Raw genomic sequence first — 14,595 nt, 5'->3', positions numbered from 1 at the left:
TGTGCGTTTTCTGGAAAGCGAGGAAAGCTCCGTGCGTATTGCAGATTTATTAAAAAAGGAAAGTATTGATTTGCAGGCCCAGGCTGCCGATAAGGCAGGGGCTATCGATCATCTTGTCGGACTGATGGAAAAAGGCGGTCATCTGAACGATGCTGCGGCCTATAAGGCGTGTGTCCTTAAAAGAGAAGAAGAAGGAAGTACCGGTATTGGTGAAGGCATAGCGATTCCCCATGCCAAGACCGATGCCGTAGCGACTCCCGGTCTGGCTTCCATGATTGTCCGTCAGGGCGTCGATTATGAAAGCCTCGATGATGAACCGGCCTATTTGTTCTTTATGATTGCCGCTCCTGCCGGTGGTGCCAATATCCATCTGGAAGTTCTGAGTCGTCTTTCCCGGATGCTCATGGATGATGACTTCCGGGAAAAACTGATGCAGGCTTCATCAGCTGATGAATATCTGCAGATCATCACCGATGCGGAAACGGTCCAGCTGGCTGAAGATGCAGCCGAAGAAGCAGCTGAAGAATCCGGACAGAATGACACAGTAGAAACACCGTCTGCCGCACCTGATACAGGACGGCCCTATGTCATCGGCGTCACGGCCTGCCCGACAGGCATTGCCCATACTTATATGGCTGCAGAAGCACTGGAACAGAAGGCTTCTGATATGGGTGTTGATATCAAGATTGAAACAAATGGTTCCGGTGGCGTCAAGCATCGTCTGACTGTCGATGATATCCGCCGTGCTGCCGGCGTCATCGTCGCCGCTGATAAAGATGTACCGGTGGAACGATTCGACGGCAAACGCGTCCTGTTCGTCAAAGTGGCAGCGGGAATCAAAGAGCCGCAGGCTCTCATCCAGCAGGTCCTGGACGGAACCCCTCCCGTATTTCATGGTACGGCTTCTGAGTCGGAAGCAGTGACAGAAGGGGAAAGCGGTGAAAGTACAGGCCGCCAGATATATAAACATCTGATGAACGGCGTATCTCATATGCTGCCTTTCGTCATTGGCGGTGGGATCCTCATCGCCCTGGCCTTTCTCTTCGATATGGGAAATGCCGGCACGGCCCAGTTTGGGACAGGAACTCCTCTTTCGGCATTCCTGAAAAATGTCGGTGGTCTGGCCTTCAGTATGATGATGCCTATCCTGGCCGGCTATATTGCCGCCAGTATCGGCGAACGGCCGGCACTCATGCCTGGTATCGTCGGCGGTTTCCTGGCGACGACAGGCGGGTCAGGATTCTTCGGTGCTTTGTTTGCCGGGTTTATTGCCGGGTATCTTATCATCCTGCTGAAAAAAGTCTTTTCCCATCTACCCCAGGCGCTGGAAGGGACCAAGCCGATTCTCATCTACCCCGTACTGGGACTGGTCCTTATAGGTCTTATCATGACGTATATCATCAATCCCCCGACATCGGTATTCAATCACTGGCTGGCAGATACGCTCTCGTCTATGACGACATCGAGCCGCATTATCCTTGGTCTGATCCTGGGGGGCATGATGTCTATCGATTTTGGTGGGCCTATCAATAAAGCGGCTTACGTCTTTGGTACGGCATCCCTCATGGATGCATCCGGCGCTGCCGTCAGCTCGGGAATTATGGCGTCGGTCATGATCGGTGGCATGGTACCACCTATTGCCATTTCCCTTTCCATGCTGCTCTTCAGGAAGAAATTTACGCCGAAAGAACGGCAGTCTACGATTACCAACTTTATCATGGGCCTGTCTTTTATTACAGAAGGGGCTATTCCCTTTGCCGCATCGGACCCGCTTCACATTATTCCACCCTGCGCTATCGGGGCGGCTGTGGCCGGTGCCCTTTCCATGCTCTTCGGGTGTGCTGTGCCGGCACCGCACGGTGGCATCTTCGTTTTCGGGGTCGTCACCAACTGGCCCATGTATTTCGTATCTCTGGCAGCCGGTGCTGTCATTGCCGCAGTCATCATGGGGGTTATCCGCAAGAAGCAGCCTCAGTCATAACGGTTGCCTTACCCATGTACATAGAGTAAACTAAACAATAGAATTTCATACAGAGGAGGAATCATCATGAAAGAATTTACTTACACCATTACGGATCACCAGGGTATCCATGCCCGTCCGGCAGGATTACTGGTCAAAGAAGCCAAGAAATATGCCTCGTCCCTGACGATTGCCAAGGGCAGCAAAAAAGGCGATCTGAAGAAAATCTTCACCGTCATGGGCCTGGGTGTCAAACAGGGCGAAAGCGTAACTATTCAGGCAGAAGGTGCCGATGAAGAAGCTGCAGCTTCTGCTATGGAAGCATTTTTCAAAGAAAATTTCTAATGTATGAGGCAAGGAGGACTGCATGGGCAATCCTCCTTTGCCATAACCGGGAGGTGTAAGTCATGCTGACCCTTAAAGGAAAGAGTGTAAGTTCCGGCATTACGATCGGACCGCTGGCGCTGTTCCACCGCAATACGATTTCCACAGCCGTCCGGCCCATTGACGATGCCGAGGCAGAAGTCAGCCGGTTCCAGGCTGCCCGTGCTGCATCGATCAGCCAGCTCCAGTCTCTGTATGAAAAGGCTGTAGAAAAAGTAGGCGAAGAACAGGCTGCCGTGTTTGAAGTACATCAGATGATGCTCGATGATGACGATTATGTCGATGACATCGTGTCCCAGATACGGGATGAAAAACTCAATGCCGAAGCCGCAGTCGAACATACGGCACAGAATTTTGCTGCTATGTTCCGCGGTATGGATGATGCTTATATGCAGGCCCGGGCTGCCGATGTCCTGGATATTTCCCGCCGTGTGGAACGGGAATTGTGTGGTGGCGAAGGAATCGATTTCAGTGCCTACGATCATGTCATCATAGCTGCGGATGATCTGGCACCGAGCGAAACATTGCAGCTCGATACGGACAAAATCCTAGGATTTGTCACATCCGACGGCAGTACTAATTCCCATACGGCTATCCTGGCCCGGACACTGGGGATTGCTGCCGTCGTCAGTACGGGCACCCAGCTGCATAATGATGTCGATGGCAAGACGGCTGTCGTCGATGGAACGACGGGCACAGTGTATATAGATCCCGATGAAGAAACACTGGACCGCATGAAGAAGCGACAGGATTTAGAAACCCGCCGTCGTCAGGAACTGGAATCGGTGCGCGGAAAAGAATCGGTGACCCGTGATGGCCGCCATATCGATGTCTATGCCAATATCGGAAATCCTGATAATCTGCCCCAGGTCCTTTCGAATGATGCCGAAGGAATCGGCTTGTTCCGCAGTGAGTTCCTCTATCTTGGCCGGAATACGTATCCGACAGAAGAAGAACAGTTTGAAGCCTATAAAAAGACGGCTCAGACGATGGCAGGAAAAAAAGTCATCATCCGTACCCTCGATATCGGCGCTGATAAAAAAGTCGATTATTTCAACCTGGCCCCGGAAGAAAATCCTGCCATGGGTATGCGGGCCATCCGCATCTGCCTGACCCGGCCGGAGCTGTTCCGGACACAACTCAGGGCGCTCTGCCGTGCGTCGGCATTTGGTACCATTGCCATCATGTTCCCCATGATTATTTCTGCTGACGAAGTGCGCCGCGCCAAAGCGATTCTTCGGGATGTACAGCATGAGCTGGATGAACAGGGCATGAAATATGATCCTCACATGGAAGTGGGCATCATGATTGAAACGCCGGCTGCAGCCATCATGAGTGATGAACTGGCTAAAGAAGTAGATTTCTTCAGTATCGGCTCCAATGATCTGACCCAGTACACGCTGGCCATCGACCGGCAGCAGACCCAGCTCGATGCGTTCTTCGATGCCCATCATCCGGCCGTGCTGCGCCTCATCGGACAGACCATTGCCAATGGCCACAAAGAAGGAATCTGGGTCGGTATCTGCGGTGAACTCGGTGCAGATCTGACGCTGACCGAAACGTTCCTGCGCATGGGCTTCGATGAATTATCTGTCAGTCCTCCTGCAGTATTGCCGCTCCGGGAAAAAATCCGTTCCCTCGATTTGAAGAAATAATCTGCCTGGTATGAGAAATTCCACGCCTGTCATGACATATATTCCAGGCCAGTTATTTGACAGAGCGAAAAGAATTGTGATAAAGTAAAAATAGTTTAATATGCAGGTCAGGTGTCGCAAGACTCAATAGAAAAGCCGGTATAAGCCGGCGCGGTCCCGCCGCTGTAAGGAAGAGCGATGCTGCAATGATGTCACTGTACGATTCGTATGGGAAGGCGCAGCGAAGCTATGAATCCAAGCCAGAAGAACTGCCTGACTGATAATCACCGATAGACCTGCGAGCGATGGGAATGGAGATTATAATGCGAATTGGCGCATCAATAAGCCGCAAGGATATCCTTGCGGCTTTTGCATATTAAGGCAGGCCTTGTAATTGTTCTTGAGGAGTGATGGACATGTTCGGTAAGAAATTGAAGACAGTATTAATGTTGTCCCTGGCTGTTACGGCATTCGGGGCCTTTGCGGGGGTGCCGGCCCAGGCCTCGTATACCCTGAATCCGGAAGTCAAAGATGCGACACCGGCTCTCAAGCAGGCTGCTGAAATTGGTGTACGTACGTACAATAACCCGGCTATGCAGGATGCAGCCAATAAGGATGCCATCGTGGTGATGAGTTTTGGTACGACATTTAAAGCCAGCCGCAAAGCGACGATTGATAAGACCGTTTCTGATATCCAGGCGGCCCATCCGGATACAAAAGTCGTCCTGGCTTTTACTTCCCATATCATCGTCGATCGCATCAAAGCCAATGAAGGACTGGAAATTCCTACCCCGGAAAAAGCCATGGCAGACCTCAAAGCCCAGGGGTATACCCGGGTAGCCCTGACGTCTCTCGACGTCATCCCCGGCATGGAGTACGCCTACGATACGGCTATTTACGACATGTACAAAAAGGATTTCAAAAAAATGACTATGGGTACGTCTCTCCTCTACTGGATGGGACAGGAAAATCAGCGCGACGATATCAGTGAATTCGTGCAGGCTCTTTCTACACAGTTCCCGAAACTGGGCGAAAAAGATGCCGTCCTGGTCATGGCTCACGGTACGCCTCATCCGGCCAATGCCTACTATTCTGTTCTGCAGAACCGGATTGATGAAGCACATCTCGGCAATGTCTACGTCTACTCCGTTGAAGGCTGGCCCCATCTGGATACGGTCATTCCTCTGCTCAAGGCTAAAGGCATCCAGCACGTAACCCTCATGCCTATGATGATGGTTGCCGGCGATCACGCCAACAACGATATGGCCGGTGCTGATGCCGATTCCCACAAGAGCATTCTGGAAAAGGAAGGCTTCAAAGTGACACCGTATATTCACGGACTCGGCGAAAATACAGCCGTACGCAAAATGTTTGTAGAACGGGCCAACGAAGCCTGGGAAGCCCTGGAAAATGACACCCGGACCCCGGAAAAATCTCATATGATGCGTCATTAATAGCATAAAAAAATCATCGCATGAATCAGCTGGACGATCATGCGATGATTTTTTATGCTGTATTTGCAGGATGATAATGAATCGATGAATATTACGTGATGTTTTCACTGTGTTGATATTGTTTCAGCGCCCGTATATACATTGTTCCCAGATCAGATAATGTCTGTCCCGCATTAACGACGTATCCTACGGTCATACGTTCTTTTTCATGTAAAGGGATTCCTTTGATGGCATCTCCCTGCATGTACTTTGGAAAAATACCTGTAGATATGGAATAGCCGTTGAGACCAATCATCATGTTGATCATGGCTGCTCTGTCACTTACCCGGATTTCTTTATCTACAGGCAGTGACGAGTATAGTTCTTCTGAGAAAAAGGAAGATTCATAATTTCCCTGCAGGAATTTTAATCGCGGATATTCAATCAAATCTATCAGTTTGAGAGATGTATGATCAGCTAAAGGATGATTCACGTATAAAGCAACGTGGGGCTTCACTGTAAAAAGCGGGCGGAACTCTAAGTGCATATCTTCCAGAGTACGGCGGATGACGATTTCATTGGTATTGCTCAGATAGATGATTCCCAGCTCACTGATGTGATTTTTAACATTTTCCAGAATCTGATATGTCTGCGTTTCATTAAGACAGAATTCATATCGTTCCTGGCCATATTTACGGATCATATCTACAAATGCATTCGTTGCGAATACGTAATGCTGGGTAGATACGCTGAAGTATGTTTTTTGTGGCCTCATTGTAATGTAAGTATCTTGAAGCACATTCATTTGCTGGATGACCTGTCGTGCGTAGCCAATAAATTCCAGGCCTTTTGCTGTTACGGTAATGCCACGGCTGGTTCTTGTGAAAATAGGAAAATGTATTTCTTTTTCTACTTCTTTTACGGCATTTGAAAGACTGGGCTGGGAAATGAAAAGACGTTTGGATGCTTCTGTAATAGAACCGGTTTCTGCTATGGAAATAATATAGCGGAGGTTTTGCAGTGTCATAGAGGATGCCTTCCTTTTTATATGGACAAAAGAGACTGCCTTTGGAGGCAGCCTCTTCAGATTTCAATGTTTTCATCATGCCGTACATAGCATGCGTATATCATTGCTGTTTCTCGTCAGGCATTAGTTTTAACAGTGGCATTTACTTGTGTTGCAGGTTTTTCTTTTTGTATGCCATAACGGGGAGCTCCCCATTTCTTTAAGGCCCAGGATGATAACATGGGACAGAGAATAGCTGTTACAATAACGGCTGCGGCGACTTGCACAGATGCCAGGGCTGCAGCTTCTTCGAGCCCCGGGACAACGCCGGCTACGATAGTCGGTGTCGCTACGGCACTGCCTGCAACAGACGCCAGGGATGCACCGGCATAACCAGGGCGGCGGAGAATCAGTTTATCTGCGCCGATGAGAATGATACCGCCGGCTACGAAGGCGATAATGCCGAGGACGACACCGCTCAGGCCGGCCTGGAACATCATGGAAAGGTTCAAAGAAGAACCTACAGAAATACCGATGAGAGGAATAAGAAGGCGGGCACCGCCTTTAAAATAATTGCGGATTCCCGGATACAGATTGCCGAGAACAATACCCAGAATCATGGGGAACAATGTGGCAAAGAGTGCCATGACAGGGATATTCGATGCTCCGGAAGCGCCGAGGGCCAGCATGGTCAGGAAAGGGCCGTCTTTGATGGAAAGGAGGCTGTAGGCCCCGAAATCCTTATCATCACCATATTCGCCGACAATAGCGAGATAGATAGAACCATTGGAACTCAGGAGGGCGGTAAATACGGCCAGTGTGGAAATCCCCAGAAAACCGATGGCTCCGAACGTCATGGAAAATAATGTGCCTACAGCATAACCGACGGCAAACTTTGCCAGAAGCAGGACACCGCCCCGTTTCAATGCAGCCGGGGCTTCATTGACTTTGAGCTGGGTGCCGGCAAAGAACAATACCGCTGCTGTCAGAGGAACGACGGCTGATTTTGAGAAAATAGCTGTTGTCAGGCTTCCCATTTTTACAAAATCGGGGAAGAAATAATTGAAAATAACCGATAAAAACATAGGAATAATCATGGCTGCTGCCGGAATTTTACGGAACATCATGCAGGGAATATCACGCCAGATATGTGTCATTTTTTTCTCCTTTCGAATTTACGGGGTGGTTTTATATTTTTTACTTATTTTATCAAGATAAGATTGTAGTGCTTCGGAATCGGGAATCATCGTTTCTATTTTCCAGTGATCTTTGGTTTCTTTTTCCATCGCTTTCTGCAGAATTTGGCTTGTTTCTTCCAAAGGAACAACGACCACACCATCGGCGTCGGCACAGATGATATCCCCGGGGCGCACGATTACATCGGCACATACGATGGTCTTCTGGACCTGTCCCAGATAATTGGCGGCGGGTATTTTGGGAATCGCTCCTTTGGCAAATACAGGAAACGCCCCTTCACTTATGGCCAGGCTGTCACGGACACAGCCGTCGATGACAATGCCTGCAATTCCTTGTTTTTGTGCGATTTTAGTGACTATTTCCCCAAGGAATGCCACGTCGGTCGTACCCTGGGCGGCTATGACCAGGACGGATCCTTCCGGAGCTTCCTGAAGAGCTTTGAAGATGACAGCACAATCATTTTTTATAATCTGTACGGTATAGGCCGGGCCGACAACCCGCATTTTCCGGTTCAGCGGTTTGATAGAGGATTCCATCGTGTGGAGTCCTAGCATGGCATCAGATAAGGAAGTAGAAGAAACTTCTTCCCATTCGGATATATCGAAATTCATAGTATGCTCTCCTATTTTACGTCTGCAGGATTTGTCAGATAGCCTGTTACAGCCGTTGCAGCCGCTACAGCCGGTGAACTCAGGTATGTTTTGGACTTCGGGCTGCCCAGACGGCCCAGGAAATTCCGGTTATTCGTTCCAAGTAATACTTCATCATCACAGAGCAGTCCGCCGCTCCGTCCTTCACAGAGAGAACAATAGGGATGGGTGAACATGGCACCGGCCCGGACTAGTTTTTCTACATACCCCAGAGCAATGGCCTGTTTAAAAATCGACCGCGATGCTGGGGTAATGAGCAGTTCGATATGAGGTGCAATATGATGTCCGTCCAGTATACGGGCGGCAGCCGCCAGATCCTGCAGCCTTCCATTCGTACAGGAACCGATGAATACTTTATCTACTTTCATTCCTTCCAGTTCGGACAGCGGTTTGACATTATCTACGTACGGATGGGCCGCAATATACGGTACCATATCTTCAGCTTTATACGTCAGCACTTTTTCGTACTCTGCATCGTCATCAAAATGGAGCCACGACACGTCGTCATAATTTACGTTGCTGTAAGTACAACTTTCTTTTGTCGGTGCAAACAGTCCGACTTTGGCACCACATTCGACGGCCATGTTGGCAATGGTCAGCCGTTCATCGACGGGCATGGCATCGATGGTAGAGCCACAGAATTCCAGAGATTTATAGGTGCCGCCGGCAGCTTTCAGATCGCCCAGGACGCGCAGGGCAATGTCTTTAGAGCAGACTCCGTCTGGCAGTGTGCCGTCTATCTGTATTTTAATGGCCGACGGTACGCGGACCCACATTTCCCCTGTCCCCAGGATGGCGGCCATTTCTGTGTAGCCGATGCCGGTAGAAAAAGCGCTGACAGCACCGTAGGTCGTCGTATGGGAATCGGTGACGAATACGACGTTACCAGGCCGGGCATAGCCCAGTTCTGGCATGAGCTGATGACAGATGCCGTCGCCAGCATGGACTTTTCTGGCACCGAATTCTTCGGCAAATTGATATCCGTGTTTCATGTGGTCCCCATCGAGAGGAAGGCAGGTTGGAATCAGATGATCAAACATAATGATGACTTTTTCTGCATCCCAGGATTTCGTAAATCCCATTTCCTTGAACTTCCGGTATACATTGGTCGTATAGATATCGTGAAACATGACGCAGTCCGGATGAGTGATGACGATGTCACCGGGCTTGCAGTCTGCTACGCCTGTATTATGCATCAGAATTTTTTCTGCTAATGTATGTCCCATGATGGCCCTCCTATTTCAGACAATGATTTCGTTTCTGCATACTCTTTACGAGTCCCCCATCTTCGATGATCTGGAAGATATTTTCCGGTATCCGGGGAATGTCATATTCTTTGCCGTTACACCAGATGCAGTGATTGATTTCGACTTTTACTATATCGCCTTCCTGACAATGGTCGGGAAGGTCTTTGGATTCGATGAGCAGCAGACCATTGTTGATAGCATTGCGGAAGAAAATACGGGCGAATGATTTGGCGATGATACATTTTATTTTGAGCGCACTCAGTGCTTCCGGGGCCTGTTCGCGGGAGGAACCGCAGCCAAAATTGTTGCCGGCGACGATGATGTCCCCCGGCTGGATAGCCGCAGCCAGTTCCGGTCGTAGTGGTTCAAAGGCGTGTTTTTTGACTTCGTCCATTGTATCCAGTGTGACCCATTGCGTCGGCATGATGATATCCGTATCAATATCGTCACCGAGTTTCCAGATTCTTCCTTCAAATGACTTTTCCATAGATATTGTTACCTCCTCATTCACTCAATGTTCCCGTAATAGCGCAATGTGCTGCCGTGCAGGGCGATACGAGATAAACGTCTGCGTTGGTGTCGCCGCAACAGCCGGGATAATGATAAGAGCCGGTTGAAACGAGGACTTCTCCTGCGTCCAGTATGCCCTGTGCTTTCCCCCAGCAGACGCTGCATCCCTGATTCATGACGACAGCCCCGCAGTCCAGAAAAATATCAATGAGTCCTTCCCGCAATGCCTGCAGGTATATGGAGCTGGTAGCAGGAGTTACGACCAAACGGAGACGGTAGGCGATGTGCTTCCCTTTGAGAATCGCAGCGGCAGCCCGCAAATCTTCTAGTTTACCACCGCGGCATCCGCCGATAAAGACTTCGTTTACGTGGATGTCGTGCAGAGCACCCAGATATTCTGTCTGATTGGATGTTCCCGGAAGGACAACCAGTGGCTGGGTGGCAGATATATCGAATCTCGTATTACAGGAGATTGTTTCTTCAGTAAACAAGGCACTGCAGGCACCGTATTGCTGTGCGAAATGACAGAGGTCATACCGCTGGTCTGTCGTAAGGCCGGTTTCATCTTTAAAGACAATCAGCGTATGATCATCGATTTTATTGCTGTATTCTTTCTGTATTGCCAGAGCAACGTCCTGAATGGATACATAGTTTGGCATGGTTCCTGTCAGGGAAATCGTGAGGACAACCGGATGCGGCAGTGTTACTTTGTCATTTTTTATGGTTTCCCATAATTCATCTTCTGTCATCCGTATTCCCAGTGCACCAGCAGCACCGAGACCTGCCATATGATATCCTGTTCCAGCGATTATGTCATTATGCTTCACATATGATTCGAGGAGACGGATATATCCGACGCCCTGACACTTTTCTACAGTAAGGTTTCTGTCTAATGCCCAAGTGAGGAGGCGGCGTTGTTTTTTCCCGACAGCAATGCTGCTGTTTGGCGTGTCGTGATCAATGCAGACAATCAGTTTATTTTTGGACGGAATATCCAGATTTTCTAATTTTTCCAACATGGCATCCGAAATCGTGTCGGTCAGCATAATATAATCAGGCACGAGAGAACAGGTAGTCTGTTGCGTTTCTGAAAATTGCTGTACTAGCGTTTGCTTCATCATATGTTAACTCCTTTTCTGTACGTAATTTTTGTACGTAATAGCTTATGGTTTGATTATACGGTGTCTTCTTTTTTCTGCCAACTTGATGACAAAACATGGTATAATAAGCATATATGTTTCAAAAATAGATATATTTCATATAATGAAACAAAAAAGCGACAATTTATGGCTCTGACGGAGTTAGTTCCGGGAAAGATCCCAGATTTTTTTGTAAAAAGGATGGATAATATGCCAAATGAACAGAACCAGATGAAGAAGAGATATCGTGTCTGTATTCTCGCCTACAGCCGTGTAGCCCATGTGGCAAGGGAGGTAGTCCGTGAACTGGCAGACAGTGACATTGAATACATCATCCTTGAATCGGGACTGGCAGACGAACAGGCTGCCTGTGTGGAAGAAGCACGCCGTCTGGGATGTGAAGTATTTATAGCCGGCCCGGCCGGAGCGGCGCTGTTTGCCAGCCGCTATAGCTATCCGGTCATTTCGTTCCATGTGAGTGACATGGATTACCTGAATGCCATCCGTAAGGCTCTCCATCAGGGACACCATCGTATTGGTATCATGCATTACCGTTACGCACCACCGCTTAATCTGGAAAAATATGAGTATTTGATGCAGACAGAACTTACGGAATTAGTCTATGATGAAATTCCCCAGGTTTACGAAATGGCGAAAAAAACTGCCTGTGATGTTCTTATCGGTCCTGTAGTCGTACAGGATGCGGCTGATGCAGCGGGAAAGGATTCATTACTCATTTATGCAGGGAAAGAAGCTGTTCGCGATGCCTGTCTTAAGGCGGGAGACCTCATTAAAAAAATGTACGATACCAGGCGTAATCGTATTATTGCCGAATCGGTGCTGAACACAACCCAGATGGGTATTGTTGTAACCGATACAGATGGCGTGATAGAGTTTTTTAACAGGACGATGCAGAACTATACCGGACTGGGGCTGCATCAGGTAAGTGGCAGGCCGCTCAGGGACATTTTTTCTAACGTCCCCATAGATTCGTTTCTGAAAAGTGGATATAATCAACATGATAGTTATCATCTGATTAACTCTACTATGATGCGCTGTGTATTCCGACGTATTGTCGTCGGCCTCCACGAAGGCGGAGTACTGCTTACCTTTCATCCGAATCCGCATAATAGAAAAAAGGACCGGCAGCATCCTGTGTATGCCGTTGCGCCAGTATATAAACTGGAAAAGGTTACAGCGTTATCAAAAATAATGAGCCAGATTGTACGCCTGTGTCGTCAGATTTCTCCTGTAGAATACGCGACGGCCCTGGTCGGACCGTCTGGATGTGGCCGGGAAGAACTGGCCCACTGCCTGCATAATGCGTCGGGCCGGGCCAACGGGCCTTGTATTACTATTGACTGCGCTACTATCATTGATGAACGGGCTGTAGAAACCTTGTACGGATATAGTCATGGAAAGAATACGACAGATGGATTGTTGCTGACCGCTTCCGGGGGAAGTGTCATCCTTAAACATCCCGGTCTGGCAGGTCCGCATCTTCAGGCTGTCTTGCAGGAGGCTCTTACAGTCCGTCAGTTTTTCCGCCCTGGCATGGAAGCTCCGGTGACACTGGACCTTATGTTTTATACTGTCGTTACGGAAGAGGAATTCCATCATCTGCCTGCAGGATTCCGTCGTCTCGTGTCTATTCTTATGATCACGGTCCCGCCTTTGCACGACCGTAAAGAAGATATTTGCCCTCTTTTTTCAAATTACGTCCGCCAGCAGATGCCTGGAAGCCGGAGTAGTATTGTAAACGAAGCAATGGAACGGGTACTTACGACGTACAGCTGGCCGGGTAATGTCGTCGAACTTCGTGCAGTCAGTACCCGCTATGCAGTCCTTCTAAAAAAGGCATCCAGTCGTACGGCCCGTTACCGGCATCATATTCTGCTGGAAGCGATAGGAGAAGATTTGCTGGAATCGGATATTTTTTCACAATACTCTGTCCTTTGCCAGCGCCCGGTAGAACAGGTTTCCTCTTTTCAGGAGGCAGTACAGGTACTGCGCGCTATCTTTGATGAAACTTATGAAGAGACGGCGGCAAGGCTTCATATGAGCCGTACAACGTTGTGGAGACTGCTGCGTAAATAATAAAAATACCTGTCTGGATTCGGGTACTAATTTCTAGCAATCCAGACAGGTGTTTTTTGTCATATAATGTGGTCTTCTTTTAGTTGTTTCAATTTAGCGGTATCGTAGTCTAATAATCTTTTTAAGTATTCCTGGGTGTTCTCCCCTAATTCGGGAGCAGCCGTATACTCGCCTGTATGACCGTTGGTGAACTTAAAGACAGAACCGGTGAGATGCATCGTTCCTATTTTAGGATTTTCTACCTCTACAAACATATGACGATTACCAACGATATGTGGATCGTGGGCAATTCGGTCAATATCGAATACGACACAGGCAGGACAGCCACGGTCGTTCAACATACGGACGACGTCATCGGCTTTTTTATCGGAAGCCCAGTCCTCTATCAATTGTTTAATGATAGTATGGTGATTCAGACGTGATTCATTTGTCTGAAAACGGGGATCATCCAGGAGATCTGTACGGCCGAGCACATTGAGCACAATATGAAATAATTTGTCATTTCCGCAAGCAATGACAAAGGTCTGGTCCTCAGCTTTGAATGTATCATAGGGGTAAGCGGCATCGTACATATTACCTTTTCGTTCCGGTACTTTACCGGTAGTAAAATACCATTGGGGAAGAAAATCCAGGGCAGATACGACAGAATCGACCAGGGCGATATCCACTTTATCTCCTCTGCCCGTCTGCTGACGGCGGATGTAAGCACTGAGAATACCGATAGTCAGATTCAGTCCGCTCAGAATATCTGCCATTGCCGGACCCGTGCGGGTCGGTTCGCCACCAGGCCATCCGGTAGTACTCATGAGGCCTCCTACGGCCTGACCAATGATGTCATAGCCGGGCAGCTGGGAGTAAGGGCCGGTATGACCAAAGCCGGATACGGCGCCATAAATCAGTCCGGGGTGGATTTTTTCCAGATCCTTATAGCCAAGGCCCATTTTTTCCATTACACCGGGGCGGAAATTTTCCAATAAAATATCAAAATGAGGCAGGATTTCTTTGAAGATAGTTCTTCCTTTTTCTGTTTTCAGATTAATTGTAATGGATTTTTTATTGCGATTAAAAAGCTGGTACAACATAGACTCGCCTTTTTGAAAAGGCGGATAGTACCGGGAATCATCGCCACGGCCGGGAACTTCCAGTTTGACCACTTCTGCTCCCATATCAGCCAGCATCATGCTGCAGTAGGGACCGGCGATGACGCGGGTCATGTCTAAGACTTTTAGTCCGGTTAAAATAGTAGAAACATTTTTATCAGCCATTTTTTTACCTCAGTAAATTGTGTTAAAAGCAGCTTTTTCTCCAGCATTTCTCCAGAGAGAAAGCTGCTTTCAA

12 protein-coding genes and 1 riboswitch are annotated in these 14,595 nt (G+C 48.5%); of the genes, 5 read left to right on the top strand and 7 right to left on the bottom strand.

Annotated elements, in window-relative coordinates:
- Positions 1–31: 31 nt before the first annotated feature.
- The 4 genes from DW949_RS07095 to DW949_RS07080 all read left to right on the top strand — a co-directional run bounded on the left by DW949_RS07095 (position 32) and on the right by DW949_RS07080 (position 5,432).
- Positions 32–1,981, top strand: coding sequence for a fructose-specific PTS transporter subunit EIIC (locus DW949_RS07095; protein WP_118022542.1), 1,950 nt, complete (start codon positions 32–34; stop codon positions 1,979–1,981).
- A gap of 66 nt (positions 1,982–2,047) precedes the next feature.
- The gene (locus tag DW949_RS07090; protein ID WP_118022541.1) at positions 2,048–2,305 is read left to right on the top strand and encodes an HPr family phosphocarrier protein; all 258 of its coding nucleotides are present in this window, start codon (positions 2,048–2,050) and stop codon (positions 2,303–2,305) included.
- Positions 2,306–2,367: 62 nt separating this feature from the next.
- Positions 2,368–3,999, top strand: coding sequence for a phosphoenolpyruvate--protein phosphotransferase (gene ptsP / locus DW949_RS07085; RefSeq protein WP_118022540.1), 1,632 nt, complete (start codon positions 2,368–2,370; stop codon positions 3,997–3,999).
- A 92-nt stretch (positions 4,000–4,091) separates the two neighbouring features.
- Positions 4,092–4,270, top strand: a riboswitch (cobalamin riboswitch).
- 124 nt (positions 4,271–4,394) lie between these two features.
- Positions 4,395–5,432 (top strand): sirohydrochlorin cobaltochelatase, encoded by a 1,038-nt coding sequence (locus tag DW949_RS07080; RefSeq protein WP_118022539.1) that lies wholly within the window; start codon positions 4,395–4,397, stop codon positions 5,430–5,432.
- Positions 5,433–5,523: 91 nt separating this feature from the next.
- Here the strand turns inward: DW949_RS07080 and DW949_RS07075 are convergent, their stop codons facing one another.
- The 6 genes from DW949_RS07075 to DW949_RS07050 all read right to left on the bottom strand — a co-directional run bounded on the left by DW949_RS07075 (position 5,524) and on the right by DW949_RS07050 (position 11,142).
- Complete coding sequence (locus DW949_RS07075; RefSeq protein WP_118022538.1) at positions 5,524–6,438, bottom strand: LysR family transcriptional regulator; 915 nt, start codon at positions 6,436–6,438, stop codon at positions 5,524–5,526.
- Positions 6,439–6,554: 116 nt separating this feature from the next.
- Positions 6,555–7,574: a 2-keto-3-deoxygluconate permease gene (locus tag DW949_RS07070; protein ID WP_118022537.1), complete on the bottom strand. Its 1,020-nt coding sequence runs from the start codon at positions 7,572–7,574 to the stop codon at positions 6,555–6,557.
- An 18-nt stretch (positions 7,575–7,592) separates the two neighbouring features.
- Positions 7,593–8,225 carry an RraA family protein gene (locus tag DW949_RS07065; RefSeq protein ID WP_118022536.1) on the bottom strand — a complete coding sequence of 211 codons (633 nt, stop codon included), beginning with the start codon at positions 8,223–8,225 and terminating at the stop codon, positions 7,593–7,595.
- Positions 8,226–8,236: 11 nt separating this feature from the next.
- On the bottom strand, positions 8,237–9,490 hold the full coding sequence (locus DW949_RS07060) for an aconitase/3-isopropylmalate dehydratase large subunit family protein (RefSeq protein WP_118022535.1): 1,254 nt from the start codon (positions 9,488–9,490) through the stop codon (positions 8,237–8,239).
- 10 nt (positions 9,491–9,500) lie between these two features.
- Positions 9,501–9,998: a 3-isopropylmalate dehydratase gene (locus DW949_RS07055; protein ID WP_118022534.1), complete on the bottom strand. Its 498-nt coding sequence runs from the start codon at positions 9,996–9,998 to the stop codon at positions 9,501–9,503.
- Positions 9,999–10,014: 16 nt separating this feature from the next.
- Positions 10,015–11,142, bottom strand: coding sequence for an aconitase family protein (locus DW949_RS07050; protein WP_118022533.1), 1,128 nt, complete (start codon positions 11,140–11,142; stop codon positions 10,015–10,017).
- A gap of 228 nt (positions 11,143–11,370) precedes the next feature.
- Between DW949_RS07050 and DW949_RS07045 the strand changes: the two genes are divergently transcribed.
- Positions 11,371–13,257, top strand: a complete 1,887-nt coding sequence (locus DW949_RS07045; RefSeq protein WP_158570654.1) for a PrpR N-terminal domain-containing protein — start codon at positions 11,371–11,373, stop codon at positions 13,255–13,257.
- Between the two features lie 59 nt (positions 13,258–13,316).
- Here DW949_RS07045 and DW949_RS07040 read toward each other — a convergent pair whose 3' ends face one another.
- The gene (locus DW949_RS07040; RefSeq protein WP_118022531.1) at positions 13,317–14,522 is read right to left on the bottom strand and encodes a CaiB/BaiF CoA-transferase family protein; all 1,206 of its coding nucleotides are present in this window, start codon (positions 14,520–14,522) and stop codon (positions 13,317–13,319) included.
- Positions 14,523–14,595: the final 73 nt, after the last annotated feature.

Source organism: Megasphaera sp. AM44-1BH (assembly GCF_003467125.1).
Classification (GTDB): Bacteria; Bacillota; Negativicutes; order Veillonellales; family Megasphaeraceae; genus Megasphaera.
This window is presented reverse-complemented; position numbering and strand designations above follow the sequence as displayed.

Coding starts and splice junctions, on each gene's coding strand:
- DW949_RS07040 (WP_118022531.1), bottom strand. CDS start 14,522: ATGGCTGATAAAAATGTTTCTACTATTTTAACCGGACTAAAAGTCTTA.
- ptsP (WP_118022540.1), top strand. CDS start 2,368: ATGCTGACCCTTAAAGGAAAGAGTGTAAGTTCCGGCATTACGATCGGA.
- DW949_RS07045 (WP_158570654.1), top strand. CDS start 11,371: ATGCCAAATGAACAGAACCAGATGAAGAAGAGATATCGTGTCTGTATT.
- DW949_RS07075 (WP_118022538.1), bottom strand. CDS start 6,438: ATGACACTGCAAAACCTCCGCTATATTATTTCCATAGCAGAAACCGGT.
- DW949_RS07080 (WP_118022539.1), top strand. CDS start 4,395: ATGTTCGGTAAGAAATTGAAGACAGTATTAATGTTGTCCCTGGCTGTT.
- DW949_RS07055 (WP_118022534.1), bottom strand. CDS start 9,998: ATGGAAAAGTCATTTGAAGGAAGAATCTGGAAACTCGGTGACGATATT.
- DW949_RS07060 (WP_118022535.1), bottom strand. CDS start 9,490: ATGGGACATACATTAGCAGAAAAAATTCTGATGCATAATACAGGCGTA.
- DW949_RS07050 (WP_118022533.1), bottom strand. CDS start 11,142: ATGATGAAGCAAACGCTAGTACAGCAATTTTCAGAAACGCAACAGACT.
- DW949_RS07090 (WP_118022541.1), top strand. CDS start 2,048: ATGAAAGAATTTACTTACACCATTACGGATCACCAGGGTATCCATGCC.
- DW949_RS07065 (WP_118022536.1), bottom strand. CDS start 8,225: ATGAATTTCGATATATCCGAATGGGAAGAAGTTTCTTCTACTTCCTTA.
- DW949_RS07070 (WP_118022537.1), bottom strand. CDS start 7,574: ATGACACATATCTGGCGTGATATTCCCTGCATGATGTTCCGTAAAATT.